We start from the raw sequence: 14,491 nt of genomic DNA, 5'->3' as shown, positions 1-14,491 counted from the left end.
CAATAAAATTAGAGAATGCGACTGCCATCCTCCATCATTTGCTATTAATTAGATGCGCTTTCTTGAATGGATTTCTGTTTTATAAATTCATAAAGAAGCCTTACGGGAACCGCTGTACCACCACTTTGACGGTATCCTTTAGCATCATCTAGGAATGCTGGACCTGCGATATCAAGATGGATCCACGGGTAATCTGTAAAATGTTCTAAAAATTTTGCAGCTGTCGTTGCGCCACCTACCTTTCCTCCTATGTTTTTGAGATCTGCGATGGAAGATTTAAGTAAATCCTCGTATTCTGACCAGAAAGGTAACTGGAAAAGTCGCTCATAAACGGTCTCACCACGCTCCATCAAGTCGGTCATGCTTTCCTGATTATTTCCAGCCATTGCAATCCCATAAGGACCCGTTATCGCCGCAGCAGCACCAGTCAAAGTTGCCATATCTATCACAAGCTCTGGGTTAAATCTTTTAGCATACGTCAATGCATCTGCTAATATAAGCCGGCCTTCAGCATCTGTATTGAGTACTTCTACCGTGGTGCCATCCATCATCGTTATAACATCATCAACAACTAGTGCGGTTGATGAAATCATGTTATCTGTCGCGGGAATCAACCCCACGACGTGATAAGGAAGTTTGTTACTTGCAATAGCGGCAAAAGTCCCGAGTACTGCGGCGCCTCCTGACATGTCTGACTTCATGCCTGCCATCGAGCCGCCTACTTTTAGAGAATAGCCGCCCGTATCAAACATGACTCCTTTTCCCACTAACACTAATGGGTCGCTATTTACAGCATTTTCTGGTTTGTATTCTAAAATGGTAAAAGTAGGAGGCGTTTCTGAACCCATATTTACTCCTAACAACCCGCCCATTTTCAATGACTCAATTTCTTCTTTGTGAAGAATTGTAGTTTTAAAACCATGGGTTTTACCTAAAGAAACAGCTGTTTCAGCAAATGCTAACGCGTTGAGCTTATTGAGTGGTTCATTGACGAGATTTTTAGTAAGAGCTGTGGCCTGTGATATTTGAACTAATTCGTTCAAGGTTTCAGGATCTAATAATTGATTGCTTATATGTATTGTAGTGATCGTCTTTTCAACGCCCTTTTTATACTTTGTAAAGCAATAGCTACTCAATATCAAACCCTCTGCAAACGCATATATTTCTTTTGAATCTAGAGAATCTGCTTCTGTTAACGTGACAGTTTCCAGCTTTTCACGATCCACTATTTTAAAAACATTAGCTCCCAACAATCGTAATTGCTCTGCCGATTTCTTTACAACGATCGCAAATACAACGAGTCTATCATCCTGCCAGTGCGTGACTACAGCATTGTTTTTATCATTTGAGGCTTGCTTAATTTTAGCCAACAATGAATTAGGATAAACACTATCGTCAAAAATCTGCTCAGTGGCAATAATTACAATTTTATTATTTGTTGTAGTACCTTGAGTTGTTTCACTAACAGTTTCTAGTTTGATTTTCAAATAGTTATTCATCATGATTATAAAACAAAAGATTAGTAATAAAAATTAAGGATTTTTGAAAATTGATCAATCCTTGAAATAACTTTAATCAATTTTACAGGATTGCAATAGGAGATTAACTCATAAGCACACACGCAGACTTCCCGTCTCTGATTGACTCTGTATAGTTAAACTTCGCAAACAAAATGTCTTTCAAAATTAAGTAATAATTCAGGCATTAATCAATTATTTTCTGCTGATTGAAGTGATTCCCGTCAACGTCGATTTTTCCATAAAACAACAAGGAGTTATAGAGTGAAATGAAAATATTATTCAGGAAATCCAGAGTGTTCCAATTCTTACATAAGCATCAACAGCACTATGTAATTTTAGATAATTTGAAGTTCTATTTTAGGAAGGAACCACTGATTCATAAGATTAGATAGAATTATGAATCAGAAGTAACATTTAGTTTGTCCATTTTTAAAATAGGTTTATATTTGCAGCCGCTTAAGACTTCTAGTTTTTGGCAAATTTAGGCCTCGTGGCGCAACTGAATAGCGCACTTGATTACGGCTCAAGAGGTTACTGGTTTGAATCCAGTCGAGGTCACTGACACTCAATAAACCACGCTCTTTTTAGAGCGTGGTTTTGTGTTTTATGCGAGTTTTGAAAGCAAAAGCTTTCATAATGGAGTATGAAGCACAAAACCAGCAGCACTTTTTTGTGCAGCGTGGTTTGTTATTTGCAACATGGACCACATTCTGGAAAACCGCAGGTACTCAAGCCAAGGTCAATGACACTCAATAAACCACGCTCTTTTTAGAGCGTGGTTTTGTGTTTTATGCGAGTTTTGAAAGCAAAAGCTTTCATAATGGAGTGTGAAGCATAAAACCAGCAGCACTTTCTTGTGCCGCGTGGTTTTTTATTTGCAACATGGACCACATTCTGGAAAACCGCAGGTACTCCAGTCGAGGTCACTGATACTCCATAAACCACGCTCTTTTTAGAGCGTGGTTTTGTGCTTTATGCGAGTTTTGAAAGCAAAAGCTTTCACAATGGAGTATGAAGCACAAAACCAGTAGCATTCTTTTGTGCATCGTGGTTTGTTATTTGCAAAATGGATCACACTCTGGAAAACCACAGGTACTCAAGCCGAAGTCCCTGACACTCCATAAACCATCATTTGAAATGAACTATTTGCTATTAAACGGTAGCTAATCGTCAATTGAAATTCAAAGCGTCAGTTCAACTGACACTAAGAAAATTGAAAACACTCTTGCTATAGGCTCCAGTCGGAACTTTGCAGTTACAGAAAATTACCTGTTTAAATTTCTTAAGAAATCGAAAAAGACCACCGACATCTATTTTAAAGAAATGGATTGTAAATTCTTGTGTGATTTTGAAAATTATCTCGCTAGGTATTGGCCGGATGGATATGTGAAATATATGGGTCAAAATACGATCATGAAACATGTTCAAACGAACCTCTACATCAACTATTCTCTTTTACTGAGACAAACTAAAATCTCTACCGTTCAATCCTACGCTCAGGTTTTAGGACATAAGTTAGATCATGATATGAGTAAGTTGAGGAAAAATATCTACTAGATCAAGAAACTATTTCAACATTCATCATACAACATCAATTTCTTCATCAGTTAAAATTTAAATAATTGATTGTAGGAATTTACGGTGAATCAATACTTTTATAGAGCTAAAACATAAAATAATCAGTAATCTAAAATTTCAATTATGTCTAAAGAAAATAAAAACCCGGAGTCCGATGGTAAATCCATGAATGAAAAGCCGGGTTACATGAAACAAAATGATGAATCTGTTGATGAATTGACGAAAGCCTACCAAAAAGAAAATGATCAACATTATAGTACCGACACCAGCAAAAAAGATAGTGAGTAGGTCTGGTCAAATGAAAGCAGCAGGACCAATTGAATAGTAGTGAAGTCATTTGTACTAAATCCATAGTCTTTTTTAGAAATATCATTGCAGTGGGTTGCTCAACGGGTATAGGACTATAACAAAGTGTTAGATTATTATAATCTACTGTAAAATAGTAGTTGTGAAAATCAATCAAACACTCTTAAGCTCCTAAAGACCTTCTTAAAAGTACCATAATCATATATTTACAAACAAAGGATACCATGACTAAGTACACAGAATCCAGAATACGACAGTTTATCCTAGACGATCACCCATGTGTTATGGCGCAAAGTTTAGTTGCAGATGAATCCCTGGAAATACAAGAATTTGAAAGTATTGATAATTATGAAAGCAATAAAATCCTCTTAGGTGAACTAAAAATTTACATTGAAAGACAGGAGGAAAATTCTAAGAACTTCGAAAGCTTTATTGCTGTATTTAGAAACGACTTGTTTGAGAATGAGATTTCATTTGAGAAAGCATTGTGGAAGCTCTTATCAAATTTGCACGAGCTGGATGACAGTCCCTGGGATTCACAAACATCATCTGATCCTACTGATGACAAATTTAGCTTTAGTCTTCATGGAACCTCTTTCTATATTGTAGGTATGCACCCCAGTTCGTCAAGGTTTGCACGTAAGTCACCCTACACTATGATCGTGTTTAATTTGCACAGCCAATTTGAAAAGCTGAGGGAAATTAATAGATATGACCGGGTAAGAGACTTGATTAGAAGAAGAGATAAAGCCTTGCAGGGAAGTGTCAACCCCATGCTGGCAGATTTCGGGACTAAAAGTGAAGCACGCCAGTACAGCGGTAGAAAAGTAGAGGCAGATTGGATTTGTCCTTTCTCAAATAAATAATACTATGAAAATTATTGAAAAACAATCTGGAGTGGCATTTGAGATTTCCGAAGGTGATTTTTTAAAAATAATAGATATATCTGGACAACAGGTAAGTGACTTGGTGTGTTTCAATGCAACAGATACAAGGGAAAAGTTTTCCGCCGGGAAAACGATGGATTTCGAAGAGAGTATTCTTATCTCTACCCATAATTATTTGTGGAGCAACAGAGGAAATAAGATGATGAAGATTATAGAAGATTTGAATGGGAGAAATGACGTACTATTAGCTCCTTGTAGTCAGCAAACCTTTGAAATTATGTACAACATCAACAAACCTCATCCCAGCTGCTACAATAATTTAGCTATAAATCTTAAGGAATTCAATATTGAACCTGATGAAATTCCAACAGCTTTTAATGCATTTATGAATGTTCAATTTGATACTAATGGTAAATTGAAGGTGCTGCCACCTCAAAGTCAAAAATCGGATTTCATTATTTTACAAGCAATGATGGATCTTGTAATAGGTATGACTGCGTGCAGTGCTCCCGATAGTAATGGAGGTTCATTTAAAGAAATAGGATACGAAATAATTAAAAAAACACCTCATGAAACTAACTGATGTATCAAAATGGTTGTTGCCTGATTTATCAACCTCAACCATAATTATTATAAGCGTCTTTGTAATATTTAGCATTTTAGTTCTGATCACTCGTATTGCTGGTTTGCGCACCTTTGCCAAAATGACAAGCTTTGACTTTGCTACTACAATCGCAATCGGTAGCATCCTTGCTTCTATCTCAATAAATCCTAAAACTTCTATTGGCAATGGAACCGTAGCATTAATAGCTATCGTACTGTTTCAAGTTCTTTTTGCAGTCTTTCAAAGAAAGTCTAATGTATTTCGGAAAACAGCTACCAACACCCCTGTTTTAATCATGTCCAATGGTAAAATACTTGAAGAAAATCTTGCAGCTACCAATCTTCATAGATCCGAATTAATTGCAAAACTTAGAGAAGCAAATGTGCTTCGATTTGAAGATGTAAGAGCCGTGGTACTGGAGAGCACAGGAGATGTAAGTGTTTTGCATTGTCAGGATGATACGCAACTGGAAAGCCGCTTGCTGGATTTCATGGATAAACCGAAACCATGATAGTCAACGTTCAGTCAGATTGCATAGAAATTATAACCCACTATGCGCATGGATTGCAAGCCGGTGAAATTGCCATGAATTTAAAAAAGGAATATCAATGCCCACACTGGGTCGAGACTATTACTGCTATTATAGAGCATGACGATAAGCAAATCAATTTTGAGAAAAACAATAATTTGACAGATTTAGGTCTTCCTGCAGACTATCGTGTGGTAGAATCTGATCCCAGGGATGTTCTGGAACGTTGTAAACGTGTCATGATTCATTGCAAGAGTAGATCTGGATGGATTGCCATTTTGGTAGCTATGCATCTGGAATTTATTTACGCAGATTTAAAAGATTCAAACCAAGAAGCACGCAAATTCTTTGATGATTTACACCAGCTTCAGATTGATTTAAGAAAGGTTTACAGTGTTAATGCAACACAGTGTGCAGACTACTATCAGATTCTAAGGTTCTGTGATAGATTGTCCTTAATAATATCACAGGACGATGTTCCATCTGGTGGCAGAAAGTTGGAAATCAATAAAAGTATTGCAGGAATTCCATATTTTGTCTCAAAAAAGGAAGATCGAATTATTGTTGAACCATGGCCGTTTGCCCATGATTTTACGTTAACCACTGAGGTCTACCTGATAAAAAAGATAAAGTTTGAATCCAGTGATCAACTTCAAGATTGCCTACTAAATGAAATGCCTGTCCTAAAAACATGGCAAATTGCTAAAAGATAATTGACATTCAAAGGAGTATTTCGCTCATTCACTTTACTTCAAAGCACTGGAAAGGAGTTCTATGCTACATAAATCAGGCATGACCATTGGATCAATATTTTATAAAAACTTACGCTATAATTGAAATGAATTGAATGTGGTCACTGACTTAGTATTTATTTTTTGAGTATTATGATTAAGAGGTATATTAAACCATTACCGTGTTAGACAATTGTATATAATTCCGCTTTCGCGAAAGCGGAATTAATCAAGCTTATTTTAATCTTTACGACTCTTTTAAATATACACCAGAGCAGATTAACCTACGGGCCATTTATTGAAACACCAGCCGAATTTTAAAATTTATCATTTTTTTTCTTACTGCTGGAAACAGCTACGCAGCCTTGAGTCTATTCAGTTATTACACTGGTATTCTATGAAAGTGGAAGAAGTAGAGGTATTAAAACAGCGAATTAAAAACTAAGAAACATGTTGTTTAGATATAGCCTTATTGCGTGTAAATACAACAAGACCTGTAAAGAGGTTTACGAGCGAATAGTAGCTGATGAGAAAAGGCAAAAAATTGGCTCGTCTATGATAACTTACACAGAAACACTGTCATAAAAGTCAATACAAATTTTATGTTTTTTATCAAAACACGTTGTTGCCACTAACTTTATATTTCAATTTTATATAGTAATAACTCCTCATCGTCATTCGGTATTTTAGTTGTTCCAATGAGTTTTAGTCCCAGTTTTTCTAAAAGTTTTTGAGAAGAAATATTATCCTTAACGGTAATAGCACTAATCGCTTTAATACAAAATTCACTAAAAGCAACTTCCTTTAATTTTTTTGATGATTCAAACGCGAATCCTTTTTTCTCAAATTCTGGAAGAAATGCAAATCCAATATCAATACCTTCTAAGCCTTGTCTGTCATATAATCCACAAGTACCAATTTTTTTGTTGTCTTGTTTAGTAATCAAAGTATAATTTGAATAGCCTAGTCTTTCAAGTTGCGGAATCATCTTTTCTTTAATATACTCTTTTGCATTTTCTACTGTTTTAATATTTCTGTCACCTATATATTTCAACCATTTAGGTGTATTTAGTAGTTTAAAAATAAATTCAGAATCATCTTCAGATGTTGGTCTTATAATTAACCTATCAGTTTCGAAAGATTTATAAATCATTTATTAATTGCTAGAAGGAGAAAGGTATAAAGTGCTTGAGTTGTATCCTCTACTTTAGTGTTTATAATACCCTTCTTAGTTTTGAAGGATGAAGATATACAATAGGGTTGAATAAGGGCCTCACAGGTAGCATCTTGCCACTGACGAGCTTTTGCGATAAAAAATATTAAAGTATCTAATGCATAGTGGTAAAGGAAGGAATAAATACTGGCATTGATAGCTGTGGGTAATAAGATGGTGAAAGATGCATTTGCCATTGCAAAATCAAGACTTATCTATGACGACCACTACTAGAAGCACTTTAATTAAGAACTAAGTAGATGTTACTTGTTTTTTACTACACTACTTAGTTGTAAGCAGGCTTTATTGTTCTTTCATTAGAACGGTTTTATTTTTTTTTAAGATTGCTCTGTTTTTGTGTTTAAGTCTTTCACTTGTTCTTTTGTACTTATTGTTAGAGTTATCTTTTCTAGCTCTAGGAATAGAAAAATATTTTAAATAAACACCGTCATTATAACTGTTCTTTTCCATCGATATATCAGCTTCTATTATTTTTTTAACAAAGCCAACATAGCTATCAAAAACTTCTTCTTTAGAGGTGTATTCTAAACCTTGGTGTCCTTCTATTCTATAAAAATTGGATTTAAATTTCCCTAATAAAGAAGCCGTCAATGTTTTTCCTGTCCCACTATGACCGTTAGGATAAGTCGATAAGAATTGTTTTTCAATTTCATTAACTCGGTCAATTCCTTCAAAATTATGAGGATTAGCAATAGGTTTTTCAAAATTATCTCTGTCTGTAATTACAGTAATCCATTTTGTGTCAAATTTTGTGTTTAAAGTAATTGAGTATTCCTTTTTTGACTTCTTAGAAGATACTTTAAAATCAAATACCTCGTAATCGTTACATTCTACACATCTAGTTTCCAAAAGTCCTTTTAATATCATTTGTTCCAGTCCTTTTTCCTTGGTTATTTTTTCAAGGATTGGTGTTAAGTATTTTGAAAGATAAATAGAACGCTCCTCATCTTTTAAATCACTTAATTCTTTTAATGATCGATGATCCACGGAAAATGTGGCTAAAGTTTCTTTAATTCCCGCTTCTTTTATAATAACATCAATTCCCGGAACTGGGTCATTTCCACCTTGTAAAACAGTAAATCCAAAAGCAGTAAAAATTCCTATAGTAAATAATAATAGTGTAATTTTTTTCATGATACTTGTATTTTAGATTAGTCTGTATTGTTGCTCAATTTTAATTTCAAATTCGATTGTAAGCTTTTACATAATAGCTCTGTATAAGAAAACTAGTGCCAAAAATAAGCTGTTCTCTTTCGCTTAAGCACAAGTCGAATTTTTAAATATTCTAATTGTTTTTCTTGTCTCAATTAGCCAAATATAAATTTGACAACCTAGAAAAAACACCCGAACCTTCTTGTTAGCAAAGACTCGCACTATGTTTTAAATGCGTGTTAAGTATAAGACATACCGCAATGTTATTCAATAATCTTATATCAAAACCTCAGTTGGAAAATGTAATTTGATGTTCAAATTTTAATCATTTCCAAAGCCAATTTACGCTTTTTGTTCATTATTTCACTCACTTTACTTTCAAGCACAATCATCTCGACCAAGTCTTTTTGTTTCGAGCCCATTTGTTCCATTCTAAAATTAAAGGCTCAAATTAGGTCTGCCATTCCAATTGAAAAATTATCGTTTTCGTAATTGTCAATAACGATTGCAAGGATTTCCAATTCTTCATCTGCATCAGTTCCTTTTTTGACATCAAAGAGACCTGAACGCTCAACCCCATTTTGGCGATCCGTTTCGTTTCCAATCGGTTTAATGTTCATCCTAAATGTGGCTTGCATTAATCCTACTGCTCTTCGACGTATTGCGCAAAACGATCAAGAACAGATTGCCATTCTATACGCTGTTCGGTTTCAGGAAGTGTTGAAATGGCATCAAAGGTTTGTCTGATAATAACCTTATTGTCATTCTCGATAAATTTCAAACATACCATTCGTTCTTCATGGTCTTGAAATTCAATCAATCTATGGAGTTTGATTTTAGTATAGGTTGCTGAAAAGTCAACACTCTCCCAATTTTCACTGTTTTCAATTCGTAATAATAATTTACCGCCAACTTTTAAATCGTTCGAAACCCATGTGGTTTTCCATTCGTCCGTATAGTCCCATTTAAGAATGTCATCAGGATTATTGAAAGCTTTCCAAACCTCATCAATTGTAGCAATAATATTTCTCTCAATAGTTATTTTCATATTTGAAATATTCCCAATTGGATTCGGTTCTTTTGCTTGTTACCGTCGGCAAAGTATATGAACGTATGGTAGAAAATAAGGAGTTTCCTTTCCGTTAAGCAAAAGCCGAATTTTTAATCTTCTTATTACCTTTTCTTTTCCATTAGCCAAATTAAAAAATTTGGCAACTTTGTAAAAGTGATTTGTCCATTGGGTTAAGCAACAATTGACCTATTGTTTTTGTACGTCTTAAGTTAGCATTTAGTTTATTCCGCGCTACTTTTCCGATATTGACTTATTCAGATACCTCAACCTTAATGAACCAAATATTCCTAATATTACAATCAGTATTGATGTAAAATTAAAATCCCATTGGAATTCGGTTGAGTTTATACTTAAATCATATTCTGAGCGAAAAACTACTCCGTATCTAAAGTTTTCGAATATCAACTCTGATTCCAACATTTGAACTCCGTAAAAAATAATTGTACCAATGTAACCGTAAAGTTTATTTTTTAAAATCAATATCAAAAGTAGAATTGAAATAATAGTTCCGCCAATAATATAGATTTGGTTATTGATTCCCATTTCATAAATGATGTAACAGTAAATCATATAAAGGACATTTACAACACTTAATATTGTGATGATAATTCCGTATATATTTCTTTTCATACGGTTTTTTAAATGAAGGACAACTAATGTAGAGCAGCAATTTAATTAATATCCCTTCATTGTCAATGACTTCAAAATATCAAAGTATAATTTTTTGTCTTAAATAAATTTGGTGGAAGTTGGTTATCAGCATATTTAAGACATGAACCGGTTAATGTCGGATACCTATTTTAGCTCTATCCTTGAGCGATACAACTAATCGAATACGTTTTTGTTTTCGCGAAAGCGAAATAATATCCCATATGAATCAACCACAAAAAAAATCCCCTCAAGCGAACTTGAAGAGATCTTTCATCAAACAATTATACGTTAATCTTTAATCGTTCACGATAAATGCATGAATCACTCCTGGTATCCATCCTATTATGGTAAGAATTAAACTTATTAAAAACGTTCCGCCCAGACCGTGTTTCATAAAAACAGCTAGTGGAGGTAAAAGTATATTGAGTATTATAGTTAATGGTGACATAGTTTATGTTTTAAAGTTTAGTATGTGTGCGTTCGTCATTAATAAGATCATCATCATGCTCTTCTGAAACAGTTAGGTATGGAGAACCTAAAGCACCTCCAGCAAATGAAGCTCCAGCGCCCAGTAACAATAAAAAGAATAGGTAAATAGAATAAGTACCTACACGATCACTGATTTTCTCTGCAGCGATCAAAGCTTCTTTTTTAGCTTTTTGATAGGTCGCTTTTGCTTTTTCAATGGCGGTATCAATTTTTTCATTCCATCGCTCTATAAGACCGTTTATTTCAGCATCGCTTAAACTGGTGTTATCTGTGAGGTAATCTTTAATCCCTTGTTCATTGATATAATCTTTATCGCCTTCTACAGTGACACTTAAGTTGCCATCAGTATCAAGGTCAACATTAATATCATTAATAAATTCTGAAACAACCGTATCTAGATCTAGATTATCTAAGGCCTTCTCGATTTCTTGAGAAGCATTATTAATGGTTTGGTTCGTTTCTTCTGAAGCATCATTGGGAAGAATATCCTTATTCTCTGCATTTTCAATTACAGCAATCAGCTCTTTTTTAAACTGTTCAATTCCAAAATTGGAATTTTCAGTAGCCACTTCCTTAGCTTTATCAATGTTTACCAAGACTTCCTGCTGGTCATCACCACCAAAGATTCCACTGGCGAGGCTTCCTATTCCTCCTAGCACGCTACCTACAACTGATGTAAGTATGAATATTCCGAGTATTAAGTGTACTCCCCAAGCCATAAAGCCATGCAAACCACCATCTGTGGCCGTAGGCAGACCAGACATTCTTCCTGCTACCATTCCACCTATAAATAAGGAGGCAAGACTTGTGGCTATCCAGTATATGACTGTCCAGGTTCCAACACCATCTAGGGGTTGTGCGTCTGTCATAGGATCTATGGAAGTCAAACCTATTCCCAGACCTAATAAATTAAGTACAATAAGTACGGTGATTGCGGTAAGAGCTCCAGCAAATATGGCGCCCCAGGAAACACGTGAGATTCTATCTCTTGTATTTCTGTAATGAGTAGTCAATTGATTCATAATGATAGTTATTAGGTTATTTGTACGAATTTACCTTCTAGAATATCTAACTTTCATAAAAAAGTCTCAAATAGGATATTATTAGCACCTTTTAACATTATGATCATACGTTATATTAACATAAAACATTCTTTTATTAATGTGTTTTAAAGACATTTAAAAATAATATTCCTGCTAATTAAGATAAATAGCGCTTCTCATATCTAGATCAAAGTAAAAATATTCTTGAACTTTTATCATTCTCATAAAGGTTTTAAATCTCTGATCACAAGAGACCTTTCACAAACCTCCTAACCGGAGCTAGAAACTGGCTGGTCATATTCTTTGGAAGATGTTATAGTTTTAAGATTATCATATAAACGCAACTTATATGATATTAAATGACCGCAGTTAGGTGATCAAGTTTTGATCAGGTCAACTTGTTATTCTTTTACCTAGAAGTATAAATTATAGTGGGTTTTAAATTCGTCGCATAAAGCTTAAGCCTAGAAAGACGTGCAATTATGATTTCTCAAAACACCTTTCCCTCCTATTCAAGATCAATTTTTAATTTCCATACAATTATGCAGTTGACCTTTGCCTAATAATCACTTATAATCTCAGTTGAAGTCACGACACATTAAGAACCATACACTTTAAGAGTTTGAAAGAATTTGGTTAAAGAATCACAGAGTCAAGGATTTTTGCCAGAGCAAGGAGGAATATATTGTGATATCATTTTAGATATCACTCTTGTAATTGCCGTTACAAAACCTGTACGATTCTAAAATATTAAAAAGCGTCCCTGATGTAGAATTTATTTCGCTTTCGCGAAAGCGGAACTTTTCACAGGCTTCTATGAATCGTCATGGGATGGACAAATGGCTTAATAATACAGTCTAAAATCTAGCAACGTACACAATTTACCATGCTTGTAAAACATGCGTTCTACAACTTCTTTTAGATCATCATTCTCATAAAAAAGACTAAAAAATATACGGTCTATGGTAAATGCGCTGGACATATTTTCTGAAGGAAAACCATAACCAGAAATGGCTCGAGCACCAGTAACGTCAAGAAAATACTGTGACTCCTCATCAGTAAGATCCAGGATCTTTTTGTTTGCAAAGTGGATGACCTTACCGTTCAATTTACCTTCAAAAAGCTCTGCTATTTCTTCCATGCTGTAATAATAGTTATTGATAAGTATATTGTTTGCTTCTCCCGGTAGCACGAGGTAAATGATCTCATAATCTTTAAAGTTATGATCATCATATAGTAAGTAGTTGAGGCTTTCCTCCAGCCCTTCCATAGTATCGCAGGCTTTGTAAATACTCGTTAAGTTTTGGTTCAAAGCAATATCTTCAAGAATCTTAACCACTTCCGTAGTTTCTGTAGTATCTGTATCAGGAACTACCTCGAGGCAATAAATAAAATTTTCAATATCTGTTAAGGGTACTTCTAATTCACTCATTTTCTTCACTATACTTTTTTTAGATGCTCTAATACTTTTTATTAAAAAAAACAAGCATCCATCGGTCGTTTGGATGGCACTATTAAAGTCAGTAATTGTAAACTTCATTACAATATCTGCGTTAAAGTTTTTTGATAACATATCCTTCCAAAAATGCCTTTATTAGCTACTTCCATAAGTTGGTAAAACCTTGCTTCATGATTACATAATGATGGAACTCGTACTGAATTTGATAATCGATAATTGAAATAAAGCCCAAGTCTAAAATCGATAATCATCAAGTGATGAAGAAACAATTAGAAATTTAGAAGATAAAGTTAGAGTATAGAGCGAATAATCATCGCACCTTAAAAGCGCTTAGTCATTCTGATATCTAAGTTCAAATTTCCATCAATAAAAAACCACTTTTCTGAATAATTTGTTTAGCGCCATTTTTTTTTGCAGTTATCACTACTAATTTTAATTGGACAAATACTCGTTATTTCTTTATCTCAAATTACGTTGTAATCGTTGTGCTGTATTGTTAAATCCGCATTCGTCCATACTTACAACACGTCTACAATTTTTGTGTAATCCTCAAAGGTAAATTGTCCCATGAAAAGCTCAATGGAGTTGTCAATTATTCTAGCCGCTCTATTCTTAGGCATTCCAAGCGCAATAGCATAATGATAGACCATTTCTCTTTCTTCCTCATCAATCTGATTATCTATAAAAATGATTTGAAACATCTCAAAAAGGCGGTGCAACTGCTTTGGAGCTGTAGCGCATTTTATGATGGGATATTGTTCTGGGTTGTTTAGGATAACATCAAACTCTGACATTTCTATTCCCATTTTACCAGCGATACGCTTTAGTATAGATATCTCTTTTTCACAAATGACTCCATCAAGTTTTGCAGCTGCAAGCAATGCTGAAAGGTGAGAGTATCGTTTATCAAGTTCAATGGAATTCATATCAATAATCTATAAATAACAAAGGATTAAATTACCTACTGCACTAAAGTTTTGACGACAATAATCGTTAAATTGTAGGTACTTAAAGCATATCCAGAAAGCTGCTATTAAAAATTCCAACAACTATAGTAAAGGCACAATTTGAGCAAGGATGCGGACTTGCGATCGCTACTTTACCTATAGTGTAAGATGATGAAAAAGTAAAACCGATTGAGCTGTATAAAGCAAGTAAAAACTCTTAAGTAATAGGACCTAAAAATCATTCTGTTTCTATTTTTCCAACACATAGTAATACCATAAAGAAAATAAT

Annotated in this window: 14 protein-coding genes, 1 tRNA gene and 2 pseudogenes; 8 read left to right on the top strand and 9 right to left on the bottom strand. The window is 34.4% G+C overall.

Annotated features, from left to right (window positions below; all coding sequences use genetic code 11):
- Positions 1–44 precede the first annotated feature (44 nt).
- A complete protein-coding gene (locus tag IQ282_RS11375) occupies positions 45–1,502 on the bottom strand; it encodes a leucyl aminopeptidase family protein (RefSeq protein ID WP_194851997.1) in 1,458 nt (485 codons plus the stop codon).
- A 502-nt stretch (positions 1,503–2,004) separates the two neighbouring features.
- On the opposite strand from IQ282_RS11375, the gene IQ282_RS11370 reads away from it, so the two are divergent.
- The 7 genes from IQ282_RS11370 to IQ282_RS11340 all read left to right on the top strand — a co-directional run bounded on the left by IQ282_RS11370 (position 2,005) and on the right by IQ282_RS11340 (position 6,137).
- A tRNA-Arg gene (locus IQ282_RS11370) sits at positions 2,005–2,078 on the top strand.
- Positions 2,079–2,693: 615 nt separating this feature from the next.
- Positions 2,694–3,077 carry a phage integrase SAM-like domain-containing protein gene (locus tag IQ282_RS11365; RefSeq protein ID WP_194852661.1) on the top strand — a complete coding sequence of 128 codons (384 nt, stop codon included), beginning with the start codon at positions 2,694–2,696 and terminating at the stop codon, positions 3,075–3,077.
- A 144-nt stretch (positions 3,078–3,221) separates the two neighbouring features.
- Positions 3,222–3,386: a hypothetical protein gene (locus IQ282_RS11360; protein WP_194851996.1), complete on the top strand. Its 165-nt coding sequence runs from the start codon at positions 3,222–3,224 to the stop codon at positions 3,384–3,386.
- A gap of 242 nt (positions 3,387–3,628) precedes the next feature.
- On the top strand, positions 3,629–4,270 hold the full coding sequence (gene gntA, locus IQ282_RS11355) for a guanitoxin biosynthesis heme-dependent pre-guanitoxin N-hydroxylase GntA (protein WP_194851995.1): 642 nt from the start codon (positions 3,629–3,631) through the stop codon (positions 4,268–4,270).
- A 4-nt stretch (positions 4,271–4,274) separates the two neighbouring features.
- Positions 4,275–4,874 (top strand): DUF1989 domain-containing protein, encoded by a 600-nt coding sequence (locus IQ282_RS11350; RefSeq protein WP_194851994.1) that lies wholly within the window; start codon positions 4,275–4,277, stop codon positions 4,872–4,874.
- Entirely contained in the window at positions 4,861–5,406 is a 546-nt protein-coding gene (locus IQ282_RS11345) for a DUF421 domain-containing protein (protein WP_194851993.1), read from the top strand. The genes IQ282_RS11350 and IQ282_RS11345 overlap by 14 nt, the downstream gene beginning before the upstream one ends.
- Positions 5,403–6,137 (top strand): DUF3891 family protein, encoded by a 735-nt coding sequence (locus tag IQ282_RS11340; protein ID WP_194851992.1) that lies wholly within the window; start codon positions 5,403–5,405, stop codon positions 6,135–6,137. Before IQ282_RS11345 ends, IQ282_RS11340 begins: the two co-directional genes overlap by 4 nt.
- Positions 6,138–6,792: 655 nt before the next feature.
- Here the strand turns inward: IQ282_RS11340 and IQ282_RS11335 are convergent.
- The gene (locus IQ282_RS11335; protein WP_194851991.1) at positions 6,793–7,308 is read right to left on the bottom strand and encodes a GNAT family N-acetyltransferase; all 516 of its coding nucleotides are present in this window, start codon (positions 7,306–7,308) and stop codon (positions 6,793–6,795) included.
- 207 nt (positions 7,309–7,515) lie between these two features.
- Here IQ282_RS11335 and IQ282_RS15125 point away from each other — a divergent pair.
- Positions 7,516–7,624, top strand: a pseudogene (locus IQ282_RS15125) (IS110 family transposase); the annotation flags it as partial.
- A 47-nt stretch (positions 7,625–7,671) separates the two neighbouring features.
- Here IQ282_RS15125 and IQ282_RS11330 read toward each other — a convergent pair.
- From IQ282_RS11330 to IQ282_RS11300, 7 genes and pseudogenes are all read right to left on the bottom strand, one after another.
- A complete protein-coding gene (locus IQ282_RS11330; RefSeq protein ID WP_194851990.1) occupies positions 7,672–8,523 on the bottom strand; it encodes a hypothetical protein in 852 nt (283 codons plus the stop codon).
- A 294-nt stretch (positions 8,524–8,817) separates the two neighbouring features.
- Positions 8,818–9,161: pseudogene (locus IQ282_RS11325) on the bottom strand (helix-turn-helix domain-containing protein).
- A gap of 23 nt (positions 9,162–9,184) precedes the next feature.
- Complete coding sequence (locus IQ282_RS11320) at positions 9,185–9,589, bottom strand: SRPBCC domain-containing protein (RefSeq protein ID WP_194851989.1); 405 nt, start codon at positions 9,587–9,589, stop codon at positions 9,185–9,187.
- Positions 9,590–10,559: 970 nt separating this feature from the next.
- Entirely contained in the window at positions 10,560–10,712 is a 153-nt protein-coding gene (locus IQ282_RS11315; protein WP_194851988.1) for a YqaE/Pmp3 family membrane protein, read from the bottom strand.
- A gap of 10 nt (positions 10,713–10,722) precedes the next feature.
- Positions 10,723–11,775: a TIGR04086 family membrane protein gene (locus tag IQ282_RS11310; RefSeq protein ID WP_194851987.1), complete on the bottom strand. Its 1,053-nt coding sequence runs from the start codon at positions 11,773–11,775 to the stop codon at positions 10,723–10,725.
- 865 nt (positions 11,776–12,640) lie between these two features.
- Positions 12,641–13,228 (bottom strand): DUF6642 family protein, encoded by a 588-nt coding sequence (locus IQ282_RS11305; protein WP_194851986.1) that lies wholly within the window; start codon positions 13,226–13,228, stop codon positions 12,641–12,643.
- A gap of 545 nt (positions 13,229–13,773) precedes the next feature.
- The gene (locus IQ282_RS11300; RefSeq protein WP_194851985.1) at positions 13,774–14,181 is read right to left on the bottom strand and encodes a tellurite resistance TerB family protein; all 408 of its coding nucleotides are present in this window, start codon (positions 14,179–14,181) and stop codon (positions 13,774–13,776) included.
- Between the last annotated feature and the right edge of the window lie 310 nt (positions 14,182–14,491).

Origin of the sequence: Nonlabens antarcticus (assembly GCF_015356755.1) — a bacterium.
GTDB lineage: Bacteria > Bacteroidota > Bacteroidia > Flavobacteriales > Flavobacteriaceae > Nonlabens > Nonlabens antarcticus.
The sequence above is the reverse complement of the archived record's forward strand: the minus strand, read 5'-3'. Positions and strand labels throughout refer to the sequence as shown.